The sequence below is a fragment of the Mucilaginibacter sp. P2_A4 genome (assembly GCF_056405015.1).
Genome location: NZ_JBFUCX010000002.1, coordinates 316430 through 331968, shown reverse-complemented (window position 1 = coordinate 331968; position 15539 = coordinate 316430). Strand labels below are relative to the sequence as shown.

Annotated in this window: 11 protein-coding genes; 2 read left to right on the top strand and 9 right to left on the bottom strand. The window is 41.9% G+C overall.

Annotated elements, in window-relative coordinates:
* Positions 1-81: 81 nt before the first annotated feature.
* The 3 genes from AC1DYB_RS05395 to AC1DYB_RS05385 all read right to left on the bottom strand — a co-directional run bounded on the left by AC1DYB_RS05395 (position 82) and on the right by AC1DYB_RS05385 (position 3442).
* The gene (locus tag AC1DYB_RS05395; protein WP_477433109.1) at positions 82-2268 is read right to left on the bottom strand and encodes a TonB-dependent receptor; all 2187 of its coding nucleotides are present in this window, start codon (positions 2266-2268) and stop codon (positions 82-84) included.
* Between the two features lie 104 nt (positions 2269-2372).
* Positions 2373-2690, bottom strand: a complete 318-nt coding sequence (locus AC1DYB_RS05390) for a hypothetical protein (protein WP_477433107.1) — start codon at positions 2688-2690, stop codon at positions 2373-2375.
* A 95-nt stretch (positions 2691-2785) separates the two neighbouring features.
* The gene (locus AC1DYB_RS05385) at positions 2786-3442 is read right to left on the bottom strand and encodes a hypothetical protein (RefSeq protein WP_477433105.1); all 657 of its coding nucleotides are present in this window, start codon (positions 3440-3442) and stop codon (positions 2786-2788) included.
* Positions 3443-3643: 201 nt separating this feature from the next.
* Between AC1DYB_RS05385 and AC1DYB_RS05380 the strand changes: the two genes are divergently transcribed.
* Entirely contained in the window at positions 3644-4813 is a 1170-nt protein-coding gene (locus AC1DYB_RS05380) for a hypothetical protein (protein ID WP_477433103.1), read from the top strand.
* Positions 4814-5371: 558 nt separating this feature from the next.
* Here the strand turns inward: AC1DYB_RS05380 and AC1DYB_RS05375 are convergent.
* Both AC1DYB_RS05375 and AC1DYB_RS05370 read right to left on the bottom strand, forming a co-directional pair.
* The gene (locus AC1DYB_RS05375; protein WP_477433101.1) at positions 5372-7711 is read right to left on the bottom strand and encodes a M1 family metallopeptidase; all 2340 of its coding nucleotides are present in this window, start codon (positions 7709-7711) and stop codon (positions 5372-5374) included.
* On the bottom strand, positions 7708-8298 hold the full coding sequence (locus AC1DYB_RS05370; RefSeq protein ID WP_477433099.1) for a HupE/UreJ family protein: 591 nt from the start codon (positions 8296-8298) through the stop codon (positions 7708-7710). Before AC1DYB_RS05370 ends, AC1DYB_RS05375 begins: the two co-directional genes overlap by 4 nt.
* 37 nt (positions 8299-8335) lie before the next feature.
* On the opposite strand from AC1DYB_RS05370, the gene AC1DYB_RS05365 reads away from it, so the two are divergent.
* Positions 8336-8842 (top strand): DUF6702 family protein, encoded by a 507-nt coding sequence (locus AC1DYB_RS05365; protein ID WP_477433097.1) that lies wholly within the window; start codon positions 8336-8338, stop codon positions 8840-8842.
* A 413-nt stretch (positions 8843-9255) separates the two neighbouring features.
* On the opposite strand, the gene AC1DYB_RS05360 is transcribed toward AC1DYB_RS05365, so the two are convergent.
* The 4 genes from AC1DYB_RS05360 to AC1DYB_RS05345 form a co-directional block, all read right to left on the bottom strand.
* On the bottom strand, positions 9256-11319 hold the full coding sequence (locus AC1DYB_RS05360) for a hypothetical protein (RefSeq protein WP_477433095.1): 2064 nt from the start codon (positions 11317-11319) through the stop codon (positions 9256-9258).
* A 7-nt stretch (positions 11320-11326) separates the two neighbouring features.
* Positions 11327-11791 (bottom strand): hypothetical protein, encoded by a 465-nt coding sequence (locus AC1DYB_RS05355; protein ID WP_477433093.1) that lies wholly within the window; start codon positions 11789-11791, stop codon positions 11327-11329.
* Positions 11791-12714 (bottom strand): hypothetical protein, encoded by a 924-nt coding sequence (locus AC1DYB_RS05350; protein WP_477433091.1) that lies wholly within the window; start codon positions 12712-12714, stop codon positions 11791-11793. The genes AC1DYB_RS05355 and AC1DYB_RS05350 overlap by 1 nt, the downstream gene beginning before the upstream one ends.
* A 363-nt stretch (positions 12715-13077) precedes the next feature.
* Complete coding sequence (locus AC1DYB_RS05345) at positions 13078-15459, bottom strand: ABC transporter permease (RefSeq protein ID WP_477433089.1); 2382 nt, start codon at positions 15457-15459, stop codon at positions 13078-13080.
* Positions 15460-15539 lie beyond the last annotated feature (80 nt).

Genomic DNA, 15539 nt, shown 5'->3' with positions numbered 1-15539 from the left:
ACATCTTTAACAATTGTTTTAAAGTATTGCAAGGTTAAAAGATGGGTTCACACAGTAGCTAAGAGATTAAATTGTTGCTGGTTATAACCTGATCTTAATCCCTCCGTTAATAACAAAACCATCCAGAGGGGCATATATATCCTTAAATACCGGGCTGGTGATACTGCCGGTATAAATGGTATCAAATTTGGTTTGCCGGGTATCGGTCAGGTTCTCAAAATTGACGAACAGAGAAAACCGTTCCCAGATCTTTTCGGCCATCAGACCGGTAGTCCAGTAAGCCCTGCCGGCAGTGCCGTCATTTAAACGTTGCGGACTAAAATAGTAAGCCTCCAGTCCTATCTTTAACTTATCCTCTATTTCATAAACCAGTACGTTATTCAACCTGTGTTTGGATACTAAAGGATATACTGAGATGTTATCGCCTGTATGCTGCATTACATCTGCCAGCGTATACCCTATAAAGAGCTTAAAATCGGTATAGGTTAACTTTACATTGGTTTCAAGCCCCTTTGTATTCAGATCGCCACGAGGCTGCTGATATTGGAGATTACCATTGGGCAGTGATGCAAGCAGGATAGGTTTTTCTATTCGGGTATAAAAAAACAATTGATTAACGCTAAAACTTACCTTATCATCAAATAAACCGGTGCGGTAAGTAAAATCATAGTTTGCGCCGTATGATCGTTCGGCTGTGGTATTTTTAACATCAATAGGTAACACATTTCTAAACTGGATACGTTCGGCATCCTCGGTAAATACAGTAGGCGCCTTATAGCCCAGGCCACCGCCTAAACGGGTTGAAAAATGCGAATTAAGCTTCAACAAAGCGGATATGCGTGGCAGGATAAAAAAGCCGTACCGATTGTGATAGTCGCCGCGTAATCCGCTTTCGATAGTCAGCTTTTGTGCGGCATTCCAGGTGTTTTGTACAAAGCCACCAATGGTATTGTAGTTGTAGCTTCTGAGCGGAAAAGCATTGTTTTTATCCTCAGCAAAGTTTTCTGACAGGTAGTTTAATCCTGCAACCCAATCAGATTTTTCGCTTGTACGCGAGTAAGTTGCCTCACTATAAGTTGAAAACTGGACCCCTGAAAAACGATAATCAGGCAGGTTAATGGCCCTGTCAAAATAACTTACACTGTTCTTGACTACCAGTTTTTCCTTGTCATTCAAAGTATGGTCGAGCTCTGCCTGTGTGCTGTATCTGCCCGTTTTATTTTTTTCAAAATAACTGTGCTGCGCGTTACCATCGCCTTCAATATAATGAAGATCGCCGCCAATACGGTTCTCGATGGTGCTGTTAATCCCTGTTATCAGGGTGGTTTTATCATCTAGGTAAAAGAATAATTTAGGATTTAGGGTAACCCTGTTATACTTTGGGATGGCCGTTAAATCGATATGGGCGGGATCATAAGCCGTACCATGATTATACGCTGCAAATACGGTGGCCCCCATTTTTTTAAACTTTTGCGAATAGAAACCACTTGCATCCAAACCCAATGCCGAAGTTCCATTTAAAAGGAAATTTAATTGCCTTTGATCGGTGGGTGTTTTGGATACTAAATTAACCAGGCCCGCTATGGCGCCGCCACCATACAGGGTTGATGATGATCCTTTGATCACTTCAACCTGTTTCAGATCAAGCGGTGCTATTTGCAGTAAGCCCAAACCGCCCGAAAAGCCGGAGTAAAGCGGGAACCCGTCTCTTATAATTTGGGTGTACTTACCATCGAGCCCCTGGATACGAATGCTGGAATTATTACTGGTTGCCGATGTTTGCTGTGTTTGAATCCCTGTACTTTCGGCAAGCATCATGCGGATATCGCCCGGCTTCATATTGGCTTTTTCATCCAGTTCCTCTCCCGAAATCACCTCCACCCGGGTAGGAATATTGGCAATAGTACGACTGCTACGGGTGGACGAAACCGTAACTTCGCCCAGCTCCTCGCCATCTCCCTTGCCTTTAGCCTGAAGCAAAATTATCATAGGAGAGGATTGTTGAACCGGAAACGTTAAAGTATCCGTCCTGGTCTCATACCCAATATAACTAAAGCGAATAATTTGTTTACCGGCAGGTATGTTTGTTAAGGTAATTAAACCTGCGGCATCGGTGGTAGCCCCTTTATTGATCCCCTGTATTAATGCCGTTGCCCCAATCAGGGTTTCGTTTGTTTTGGCATCTTTAATAATTGCTTTAAACGTATCCTGGGCATACGCCATAGCGGTATATAAAAGTGCCGTAAAAAGCACTATGATTTTTTTCATGAATATGGAAATTAGTTATGTAGAAGCTAAAAGCAGAATGCACAAAGCTTAAAGCTAATAGAATACAAAATTGGCCAGCTGCATAGCTGTAATGGTGGGTTGTATTAACTTATCTGCGGGGGTTGCCATATTGCCTGGGCAACATCTTCGGTATATGGTTGATTATAAGCAATAACATGCTTAACAGATATTTGGGGCAATAAAAACAAGGTGTGATCAACAGCTTTGGTAACGGTAAACCCGGTACATGAGCCACATGCAAAAAATGGCGAACACCCCTGGCAATCTTTCTCCTTAGGTGATGATTTAGCCGGGGCATTTTGCGTAACGGTATTTTTGATGCCACAATCATTATCGGCACAACATGGCTTTGCAGTAAGCAGCAGCACAAACAGGGCAGATATGTAGCATAGGAATTTCATTGGGGCAAATGTAAGAGATTTAGCGTAAAAAGTTTATAAGGCGATAGATTAACGCCAATTAAACAAAGAGCATTGCGAAACCCCGGCATTTTTTGTCAGTCCTCCTTCAATAGTTCAATGGCTTCCTGGTATTGTTTTATTAAACCCGGTGCCCTATCCACTGCCCAGGCATGGTAATTATCTTTTATCAGCATCAATGTGGTATGCGTATTTACCGCTTTGCGCGATTGCGGATCAAACATCACTTTGGCTACTTCATCTTCTACCTTCATTATTCTGCCTTGTTCGTCATAAATGCGGGTGAGCAAAGCGGCTTGCTTAAAACTGATCTTCGAAAGGATATTATGGCCCTTGGCCACATCCCATGCTACGTTATCCAGATACCGGTACAAAACCCCGGCCGGGGCAATGTAATTTAGGTGAAATTCATCGTTAGTTACAATCCTGGCCTGCAATTTAGGATCGGCCAAAGCCGAATCGATAGATTTCAAAACCTTTTGGTCATAGGCATACTGCTCAATGGTAAACTGCTTATTCTTAACCAGCTCGACCCTGATGTTGCTTACCAGTTCTCTTGTCTCGCTCTTTTCATGCCGGCTGTTGATAAACTCGGTAAAAACTAATCCCAAAAACACACTGAACACAATCAGCAACGATTCGCCTACGTATTCTTTCCAATCCCTTAGGGTATAGATCTCCAGCTTTTCGCCGTCGTGCCGGGGAGCGATTTTGTTTTTAGGGTGCTGAGGCATAAGGTTTTATTTAGTGGATACAAGATAAGAAAAAAATAAAAGCCGCAAGCTCGACTTTACGGTTTATCAAAGCCTCACAACTCAACTATTTACATTATATTAGGCCTAGAAGATATACGACGCTTACTTGTATTGGCATCGAACTTCATACAACTGTAATATACAATAAACACAGTCTATTATCATACCCCCAGAAAGGTCATGCAACACCCCACGTGCAGTAAAGAAATAGCAGAAGCAGCCAACCGTCGTTTCGAGTGGGAAGTGTATCATTTTTTGCATACGTGGGTCCAGAACCATGAGGATAAAACGCTGCTCCAATTTGATCAGCCGTTGGATGAGTATTTGGCAAATGACGCGTTGCGGGATTTCTTTTTGAATACGCGTCACCCAATTCAGCAATTGTTAAAAAATCGTTCCATCGCCTGCCATTTAGGTCGACGCGCGAGGGGCGTTTACTTTGATCCAATTAGCGGAGATCCCTTATTGGCTTTCACTGAGCAGCGGATCTATAACCTTGCCCGCAGAATGGATAGTGAACGGATGCATGTTCCATTCCGCTCGGTCCATCCTAACAAGCAGACCGAAGCAGGCGATACCGCGGAGATCAGCACCTACCCCACCGGATCAGAAGAAATTCGCTATAATAGCGGCAATCATTTCACCAGCCGACCGGCAAACGGGAACGTATTTGATGAACACAGTAAGCATTGTACGGCAAAATCAGCAGGCAATCTACATGTGCTCTTCAAACGTGGATTTTTGGAAGACCGCTTACAGGATGTAAAAGTGCTTACAGCCGAGATGCATGAGGCAGGTGAAACACAGCCACAATTCTTTGTAATCTTCAGCAGACATTCGCTGATAGAGGGTCATTTTGGCACATCCATGGTGATCATGGATCCTGCAAATCCCGACTTCCCCCGGCGCGTGATGGTTTGTGATACCTTACTCAAAGAACTGCCGCATCACCCACGCTGGTGGCATCATTTTATTGCAGAATATTCGAATGTATTTGGAGATGCCATAGCAGAAATAGTGGAAGATCTTTCGCACCCGCTACAGAAGGTAAATATCAAAGGTGATAACCCGTATCGTCATGATTGGGACTGCCCTTATTACGCCACCAGCATGGCAGCCGCCTTGGCCGACCTGGTTAAAAACAACCCGGACCTCCTGTTAAATGGAAGTGTTCATGACATCCATAACGCCATGAAGGCTATCATGCAGGATTACTACCACCCGGATCACGAAATTAAAACAAGGCCGGAAATTCAACAGGCTAACCGGTTAAAGCGATGGAAAAGCGGACGGGAAGTGATTAAGGAATTGGTGGTGGAGATTAGTAGAAAGTCGTCTTATGAGTTGTAGGTAGTTTATCATAACATATTAGCCTGTAGTCTGTGTTTTCACCATTGCGTTTTCAGAAGAAAATAAAAAGCGTGGGAATGTGCGATTCCTTCCCCGGGGGAAGGGGGAGGTAGGGGTCAAATCAGGCGTTCAAGTTCCGCTGCAGATGGCATGTCGGCGAAACCCCTCCCTGCCTTTGTGCGCATTCCAGCCACACCCCTCCCGTTGGGAGGGAATTAAGAAAACGTCAACAAATTTTTCGAGCACCTATTCAGCCTGTGGCCGGTGTTTTCACCCCACGTTTTCAGAAGAAAATAAAAAGCGTGGCAATGTGCGATTCCTTCCTCGGGGAAGGGGAGGTAGGGGTTAGATCAGGAGTTCAAGTACCGCTGCAGAGGGCATGTCGGCGAAACCCCTCCCTGCCAGTGCGCGCATTTCAGTCGCACCCCTCCCGTTGGGAGGGAATTAAGAAAATGTCAACAAATTTTTCGAACACCTATAGTGAAAACACAGGCCACAGGCCTATAGAGCAACAACACTCCACAAAAAAGCCCCCAACTTACGCTGGGGGCTTCAATATTATTGTCCGCCTTTTCTGGCTTCCTGCATCGGGTTGGTGCCCGATGTGGCGCCGCGTGGCAGGGTTTGTTGTTTAAACAGTTCAAACCTTGATGGGGCGTATTCTCTTGGCCAGCTGTTGTTGGCTTCGTCAATATCGGCCGTTTGGCGGTATGGGTCAAGCTTGATGGATTTTACTTCTTTGGTTTTGGCAAATACCTTGCTCACCTTAAATTCGTTTTTACGCCAGATGTAAGCCGGGATATTGTCTATCTCCGTGGTGCCATCGGCATAAGTCCACTCAATGATGATCGGGCTCACCAGGCCGCCTTTATTGCTGAAAGTAAGCTCGTAAAAATAGCTTTTGCTATCGTATAACTTCTTTTCGTCGGGAGTTAAGGCGCTATACATATCCTGGTAGCTTTTGGTGGTCATTGGCGTTGCCGCGAAACGATCCCATTTGCTGTAAAAATCCTGCAATGAAGTATCAGCCTCAACCGCAAAGCGGGTTCCTGCTGCTTTATTGCGGGTGGTGCTGATGTTTTCCAGGTTACGATCAAACTGGGCACGGTCAACCGAGCCTTCAACAGCCGGATTTTTGGTATTTAAACGGTAGTATTTTACGCTATCCAATGATACATCTACCGGCTCGGTTCCAAAGAACCATCCACGCCAGAACCAGTCCAGGTCAACCGCCGAAGCATCTTCCATAGTGCGGAACAAGTCCTCAGGGGTTGGGTGTTTAAAGGCCCAGCGTTTGGCGTAAGTCTTAAAGGCATAATCAAACAGCTCGCGCCCCATTACGGTTTCGCGCAATACGTTTAGCGCGGTTGCCGGTTTGGCATAAGCGTTGGGACCAAACATGATAATGTTTTCTGAGTTGGTCATGATAGGCTCCAGCTGATTCTTCGGCATTTTCATGTAATCCACAATCTTGTAAGCTGGTCCGCGCGATGATGGAAATTTAGGGTCCCACTCCTGCTCGGTCAAGTACTGTACAAAGGTGTTCAGGCCTTCATCCATCCAGGTCCACTGGCGCTCGTCAGAGTTAACAATCATCGGGAAAAAATTGTGACCAACCTCGTGGATAATTACGCCAATCATCCCGTTCTTGGTAGCTTCGCTATAAGTACCATCTTTTTCGGCCCTGCCAAAGTTAAAGCAGATCATCGGGTACTCCATACCGTTTGCAGCCTCTACCGAAATTGCAACCGGGTAAGGATAAGGAATGGTATGTTTTGAATATGTACGTATAGTATGCGCAACAACCTTGCTTGAATATTTGCGGTAAAGCGGGTAAGCTTCCGGACCGTAGTATGACATCGCCATTACCTTTCTACCACCCTCAATTTGGGTGCTCATGGCATCCCATACTATCCGGCGTGATGATACCCAGGCAAAATCGCGCACGTTTTCGGCATGGAAAGCCCATGTTTTACGGGCGGTTGCATGGCCTTTCATGGTGTTTTTTACTTCATCCAAATTTACAACTTCCACCGGTGAAGTTGCAGACTGTGCAGCGTTCCAGCGTTTAAACTGGGCGGCAGTTAAGGTTTGCGCGTAGTTGGAGCATTGGCCGGTACCACCTACCACGTGATCGGCAGGAACGTTAATGTTCACTTTAAAATCGCCAAAGTTTAAAGCAAACTCACCGCTGCCCATAAACTGTTTATTTTGCCATCCCTGGAAATCGCTATAAACAGCCATCCTTGGGTACCATTGCGTCATGGTATACAGGTAATTATTATCTTCTGGGAAATATTCATAACCACCACGACCACCTATGGTCATCCTGTCAGATATATTGTACCACCAGTTAACCTTAAACTTAAATTTTGCGCCAGGTGCCAACGTTGCAGGCAGCTCAATGCGCATCATGGTTTCGTTAATGGTATAAGTAAGCGTACCGCCATTTGCATCTTTTACACTTTCAATATGGTTACCCAAATCAAGGTTATGGCCCATTACGCCCTGTAACTGGCGCAGACTCATTTTGCCCTGCATTTTGCTCTCGCTGGTGGTAGTGCCTTCAGCATCTTTTTTATGTTGATTTTCATCAAGCTGCAACCACAGGTAAGTTAGTGCATCGGGCGAGTTGTTGGTATAAGTGATGGTTTCTGATCCATCCAAACGCTGTTTGTCATCGTTAAGGGTAGCGTTGATCTCATAATCGGCTTTTTGCTGCCAATAATGCGGACCAGGGGCACCTGATGCCGACCGATAGCCGTTAGGCGTGTTAAGCATAGTACCCAATTGCTCAAAACGGTTACCGTGGTTTGAGCCGGGGTTGTTGTCATGTTGCGCCCAGGAAGCCGAGGCTAATAAGAGGCAGGAAAATAAAGCCGGGTAAAATTTATTCATCTGTATTTAATTAGAAAAAAACGTTCAACGCACATTATAAAAGCGATTCCAAATATAGCCGACGACAGGAACATCGTCCAGTCGCGCTGTGGTGTTTTGGCAATTTTGATTAACAAATAAGAGATAAGTAACGCAGATATTACAATTAAAACCTGTCCAAACTCCAACCCAAGGTTAAAAGCGAACAGCTGTGCGGTAATATTACTGCTGCTACCCAGTAAACTTTTAAGGTAGTTAGAGAAGCCCATACCGTGGATGAGCCCAAAAAAAAGTGCCAGCGAGTAGTTAAGCCGCATGGTATTTGCCGTGCGCTTTTTATTGAGCACATTAACCAAACTGGTAAAAACTATGGTAACGGGAATTAAAAATTCAATAAGCGAAGTATTGATATGGATAATATTTAACACACTTAAAGCCAGCGTGATAGAATGCCCAATGGTGAAGGCGGTAACCAGTACCAGCACCTTGCGCCAGTCGGCCAGCAGGTAGGTACCGCAAAGCACGGTTACAAATAAAATATGGTCGTACCCCTCCCAGTTACAGATGTGTTGCCATCCTAACTGGAAGTATAATGAAAAGTCAGTCATTGAGTTAATTCGCAATTGCCAATAAAAATAACGTTTTTTGCTGAAAATAAAACACCCGGGCGATACCATGTTGCAGTTGATCATTATAAGCTGGCTCAGCTTTTTCCACCCATTTTTTGTAAGTGTTACCGAAATTAACCACAACGCCAAAAACCAAAGCGTTGAAGTAAGCTGTCGCATTTTTTATGACGACCTGGAACGCACCCTCGAAAAACAATACAAAAGCCCGATTGATATAGTGCACCCGAAGGACAAAGCCAAAATGAACCAGATGCTTAATGATTACATTAAAAAGCACCTGGCCATTAAAACCGATGGCAAGGCACTCAACTTAAGCTATGTTGGCTACGAGATACAGGAAGATGCCGCCTGGATATATTTTGAAGTAAAAGGCATCAGCAAGGTAAAAAAAGTGGAAATCCATGATGATATCCTTTTTGCCGAACATCCCGAACAAATCAATATGCTGCACGTAACCGTTGGCGGCCAGCGCAAAAGCACCAAGCTGGATAACCCGGAAAGTGATGCGGGATTTGAATTCTGAAGCTGCAGATGCGCAGATTTCAGATTTCAGATTTCAGATGTGCAGATGATGGGCTGCGGATGTGCAGATTTCGGATTTCAAATGTGCAGATGATGTTTAGATAAAAAAGACGCATCAAAACCCACAGTCGTGCCGAATTTATTTCGGCATCCCACAGGACAGGCAGCAGACCGTGCATATGGAGTGTATGCGGAGATTAACCGGCTTAAACTCCGCATAATTTGCGTAGATATTTTAGCGAAGGTCTTGTGTGTTGGTTTTGAGCGATGGAGGGCCTGGGTTTCTTAATAAATTCTTCAATAAATCACAAGGCCATCTATTCTGCAAGCAGCCGCATAAGGCTTGTGCTAGGAGAGAAGCTCCCTAAAGACCCCCCCTGTCGAGATGGAAATTTTTTCAGGAAATGCGCCTTGTTAATTTAATAAAATTGAGTCTATATTTTTTTTTATGAATTTACCATTGCTTTCAATTTTAAAAAACTTTAACCCCTCAGTCGCTTCCTCGAAATCTTTTTGTGAATTTTGGAAAGATGCGAATACAATACTTTGTGCATCTGAATGTATACTTAAAGACTTTAAGAATGCATGAAAGTCAGTTGTAGATGCAGATTGCTGCTGCGGTTCGTCAAAAATTAAAATATTAGGGTGATTGCCCCCTAATGTTTTTGAGGTATCCAATAAAGAAACATAATAAGCCCACATCGCTCTAATATGATCACTTCCTGAACTGTCAAATCTAATATCATAGCTTTTAGCTTTTTCATTTGGCAGCTTAACTTCTATAACTGGGAGGTACTTTTCGGTTGAAATCTTAATCGCAGACTTGTCCTTGCTTTGGTAATTAAATTCTTCGAGATATTTTAAAAATGCATCTTGTAAAGCCTGAAGTTTTTGTCGATCAAGTGAACTAAAGAAATCACCGGAAAGTTCCGCTTCTATTCTTTTTATATTTTCCCATTCTTTTGAAAGAGCAACTATTCTCTTTTTTAAAGTTTCAATTTTCTCTAAAAAATCAACATAAAAACTCGCCAATCGTTTTGTGTTTAATTTCCTTTCGATTAACTCTTCGGAAGGAAGTCTCTCATCGGAAACTAAATCTCTTTTTATATTTCTAATATCTTGCCTAATTTGATTGAGTCTATTAGTATATTCAGCTAAAATATTGTCCTTTTCCCGAATCTTATTCCGTTGACTATTATTAAAGGTTTCAAGCATTTTTAACTGAGAAGTTAGAAAACTAATATTTTCAGCTATTTGCATTGGAATCTGATCAACTCCAGAAGGCAGCAATGAATCATGAATTCCTTGCCCGCAAGTTGGACAAATGTTTGCAGCTATTTTTGCCTGAACGTCACCGCCTAGCCTTAGCATTTTTTCCGCCGACTTATTTTTTTCCAAGTCTTCATGGATGGTTTTTATTTGATGTGCATATTGCCTGAATTTTTCTCTTTCATGTTGCAATTCATCGGATAATTGTTGATATCTAAAACCTATTTTTAAAAGATTGTCGTTTAGACTGGCTAATCGGGATTGATTTATTTCCAAATTTTCACCAACGGTATATTCAGATTGTTGATCTAATTGATCAAATTCATCTGTCAATTCCTCGATTAAATCCGGCACTAATATATACCTATCATTCCTGAAAATTCTAAAATAGATTTCGCCAGGATTATTTATTATAATTGGATATGCCTCCAATCCGGCTACTTCGGCATTTCCTTTCTGCGCAAGATTTTGAAAGTCATCAAATAATATCCCCCATTTTTCCTGAAGCAATCTTTTACTGATGTTTAACCCGATCTTTGCTTGTTCATTTTGAAAAACGTCAAGATTTAGAAGAAATTCGATAACACGCTCTTCCGCATTCTTAACTCCATACCAGGGGATAGTTGCAAAAAATGACGCCCAACCGGATTTTTGTTCAATAATAAATGCTGGAGCAATCAAAGGAAAATAAAGCTTAGTGCCATTACCATTAGTATCTATTACATTAGGTAACTCCCAGCGTAAAAACTCTTCTAAAAATGCGTGAAACCCATATTCACCGTCCGAAGCGGCGCCTTTGTCATGCACATACATTTGTTTTAAATCAAATGTTCCCTCGGGTTTCGTGATAAAAGGACCAAAAGTTACATCAACCAATTGCGGCTTCCTTTTTTCGTTAACAACACTTCGCTTAACAGTAACTGTCTCTTCTCCATTAAATATTTCTAATGATACTGACGATTGTAAAACTTGATAACTATTGTCGCCATCTATTACAGTATCTTTTAGAACAGATTGCATCGTTTTTTCGTTTTTTAAACCAATAAGCTCCTCGAAACCTAGGGCGTAGATAATAGATTGAAAAATGGTACTCTTTCCACTCGTGTTATCAGCGCGAACGATATTTAAGCCATTATCAAATAGCATGGTTGTCCCATACAAGCCATTTGTCGTATTGATTTCAAGTCTTAGAGCGTTGATATGAAGCATTTATGTTTTATAAAAATTTACTTGATAAGTCTTTTATTTTTTGTTCAGAAATTCCATTCTTTCCAATAGCCTCCAAAAATCCTTTCTCCTTTACATATAAATCTTTGTCCTTTTTCATCAATTTATAAAGATTTACTCCCGCATCCGTTAACGTATAACTACCTTCATTTAAGGTGATGTATCCTTCGGCAACAGCATACATCAAAGCCCTATTGACTGTAGGTTCAACACCCCAGATATGAAAATCGTTTCTAAAATTGTTACTTATCCATTGCTGAACCAGTATTAAATTTGCATCACTTTTAATTGACCAACACAAAAAATGCAATTTCATTAGAGTTGCTTTATTAGATCTACATCCTAAAAAGAGAATTAAAACAATATGACCTATTTTATAAAGTGGCCTATAGTCAGCTGGGATAGATATGTCCCGCTTATTGAAACTCAAATGTTTTATGAAACTTGTAACCATTATTCAAAGTCTAAAGGGCACCTTAATAACCAATCTGCAATTGCTCCATTAGTCAAATTATCAATTGTAATTTCGTTCAAATAACCAAAATTACCAGTTAACTTTTCTTTTACTAAGGTTCTCAATTGTCGATATAGTAAATTATTATCGTCCGTGGGAAACATGCATAATTCTTCTATTTCCTTTTCAATTTGGGAAAACAAGATTAAGAATTTTTCGTAATCATCTGGATGCAATTGCCTCCAACGTGAAAGTATAGTGGTTTGATCTAAAAAGCTTTCAATTGTAGCATCTGTTAATTTATTAACCTTGTCTTCGACGCCCGATGCATTAACAGGAAATCGTTTTGTATGCTTTCTAATTGCATTCGAAACAAGATCAATTTCTTGATCTTTCCATTTTATTAAACTTCCTCCATCAATTTGTTCCTTGTCAATCAATAACTTTTGCCCGTCCGCATTTAAGGCAATAGGAATTTCCCTCGCAAAATTATCTATATCGTGAATAATCACTTTAAAATTGGGATCAATGATGGTAAGATTCAATTTTAAAACTTCATCAGTTTTGCTGTTACAATGAATTATTAACTCATTCATACGGCTTTCTGGTGTTACAAAAATCCACTCCTTTATAAGTGTACCATTCAAAAATCGGGAAAGTTTTTTTTGATAAAGACTAAGTTTTTTTATGTCAGCAGTGATTTTATCCCGCTGCTTTTCATATAAATCTCTTGAAGGCAGGTTATTATCCGGGCAATAACATTGGAACACCTTGCCATTTTTAGTAAAGCCTTCAATGCCGCAGTCGCCCGAAGATGCTGGTACTGACTGATAATGCTCTGCCTCATATTTTAATCTGAAACATATTTGCATCATAGCCTCCCAGGAATCACCATCATACGGGCCAAATTTCGTATTATACACGTTTAAGATTTAGGATAATATAATTATTATTAACAAAAGTTAAATATAGATATAGTTTATCAATCAATATTGATAAACTATATCTATCTGAAATTAAAACACATTTTACTAAATTATATATAAGACTATCTGTGTTTTACAAATTATTTTAAGATAAAACTTATATGAATAAGCACTAATCTAACCAGTCTCTAAAAACAGGCAAAACAAAAAGTCTCCGATCTTTAAACTTGAGGCATTGACTTTTTGTATCTCCCCTCCCCCCCTCACGTAAGGGATAGCAACGAATACCAGCCTCGCGCCTAATGCCTGTAGCCGTATAAGTGAATAGCCCGACCCGACCCAAGGAGGGTTACGCCATAATCATTCCGCTTTCAAATTCCTCACCGGATTAGCAATTGCGGCCTTAACGGATTGGAAACTGATGGTAACCAACGCGATAAACATAGCCGCCAGGCCCGAGGAGATAAAGATCCATGCGGGGATATTGATGCGGTAGGCAAAATTTTGCAGCCAGTTGTGCATGAGCCACCATGATGCCGGCGACGTAATGAGCAGGGCAATAAGGATGAGTTTGATAAAATCTTTAGATAATAGCAGGCTGATATTAATTACCGATGCACCCAGAATCTTGCGTACGCTGATCTCCTTTTTGCGCTGGGCAATGTTATAAGCCGACAGACCCAATAAACCAAGGCATGAGATCACGATAGCCACAATGGCGAAGCAGATAAACAGTTTGCCAAAGCGTTCCTGGGCTATGTATTGCTGATTGTAGGCTTCATCGGCAAAAAAATACACTAATGGAACGTCCGGGAGTATTTTTCGCCAGGTGGATTCCAGTTTAGCTACGGTCGACCTTACATCAGCCGATGTGATATCAATAGTAATATTGGTTAAATGGCTGGAATCAACCCTCACCGTTAAGGGTTGAACGGTTTCTAAAAAAGAATGGTTATGAAAATCCCTGATCACACCTACAATCTCGCCCGTGTGATTGAGCTGTTTAAAGTGTTTGCCAATAGCATCTTCGGGCCTTTTAAAGCCCAGGCTTTTTAACATGGCCTGGTTAATGAGCATGGATTTCATGGAGTCGAGCGCTGTGTTTTTCTGAAAATTACGCCCTGCAATAAGGTCGATATGGTACTGCTTCAGAAACACATCGTCGATGAAATAAACGTCGGGTCGTTGCTGTTGCTTTTCGCCTTTGCTGTTCTCGATCATGGTATTAAACTGGTTGTTTGTTGTACCCGGAATAGACGACGACAGGCTAACCATACCAACTCCAGGAATGCCCATGAGCTGCTGCTTTATCCTATCGGTATGCTGATTGATGCTGTTGCTGAATTGATAGTCGACCACCAGTTTATGATCTTTTTGAAAACCAAGCTGCTGGTTTTGCATAAAGTTGAGCTGCATGTGCACAATGGTAGTGGCCAAAATCAAAAATATGGAAATAGAAAACTGCGCCACCACCAACGACCGCCGTAATATAAGCCCCGTACCCGATGAACCCGTTTTGCCTTTAAGACTACTGATTGGTTTAAAGCCGGATAAAAACAAGGCAGGGTACGCGCCGGATAAAATGCCTACCACAACAGCCAGCGCTAAAAGCCACAAAATATGCTGCACATTGTGAAAAATACCATCTGCCACTATGGTACCTGCCAGTTGGTTAAACAAAGGCAGCAACAGCGTTGCAAACAGCAAGGCTATGATGAAAGCCACCAGGCAAAGTACCACAGCATCCATAAAAAATTGCAGCATCAGCTGGTATTTTGATGCGCCAAGCACTTTACGCACGCCTATTTCTTTGGCCCTCTGCAGCGAGAACGCGGTGGTGAGGTTAATGAAATTAAAGCAAGCGATAAACAATACCAGTACTGCTATGATAGAAATAATATAAACATTAGTGATGCTGCCGCTGGCCGACGCGCCGGTACGGTGGCCGCGTGGTTTGCCATATAAATAAACTTTTTTTAATGGCTCAATAGACAATTTATATTTAAAGTCGGTTTGATTTATATTATCATTTATCAAAGCCGGAAACTTGGCCTGCAAGGCTGCCGCAGACACGCCGGGCTTCAATAACAGATAGGTATAAAAGCCAAAGCGGGTCCAGTGGCCCTCCCAATCCTGATCTATTAAAGTAGCTACCGAGAAAATAACATCGACCCGCAGGTGCGAGTTGTAAGGGATATCTTTCATGATACCGGTTACCCTGCATTTGGCCTTCCCGTTGATCAGCATGGTTTGCCCCATTGGGTCGGCATTGCCAAAGTATTTTTTTGCCGCGGTTTCGGAAAGTACCACATCGCAGGGGGCGTTAAATAAGTGTTTGATATCGCCCCGTAATAGCGGCCATGAAAATATTTTAAAGGCGGATGAATCTGCATAGGCTACCTCTTCCTTTATGGCATTGTTGGGATTGCTCTGCAAAATCATATCATCCATCATAATCCTGGCCATATCTTTTACTTCGGGGAAAACCGCCTTTATTTCGGGCCCCATGGGGGTTGATGTGCTTTCGTACTTGATGTCCGTTGATGTTTTTATGTCGGTTACCAGGCGGTAAATATTGTCGGCTTTTTGATTATAGGTATCGTGGTTTAATTCGAAATGAACATATAGCAGCGCAAAAAAGCAAACGCAGATCCCGGTAGCCAGGCCAATGATATTGATCAAAGAAAAGATTTTGTTCTTCCACAGGTATCTTAACGTAGTTTTAAAGTAGTTTTTGATCATGGTTGATGTGTTTAGGTCGGGATGTTTATTAATAAGCCCTAAAATAGGGTTACAGATTGATATTTTGAAGTTTATAATGA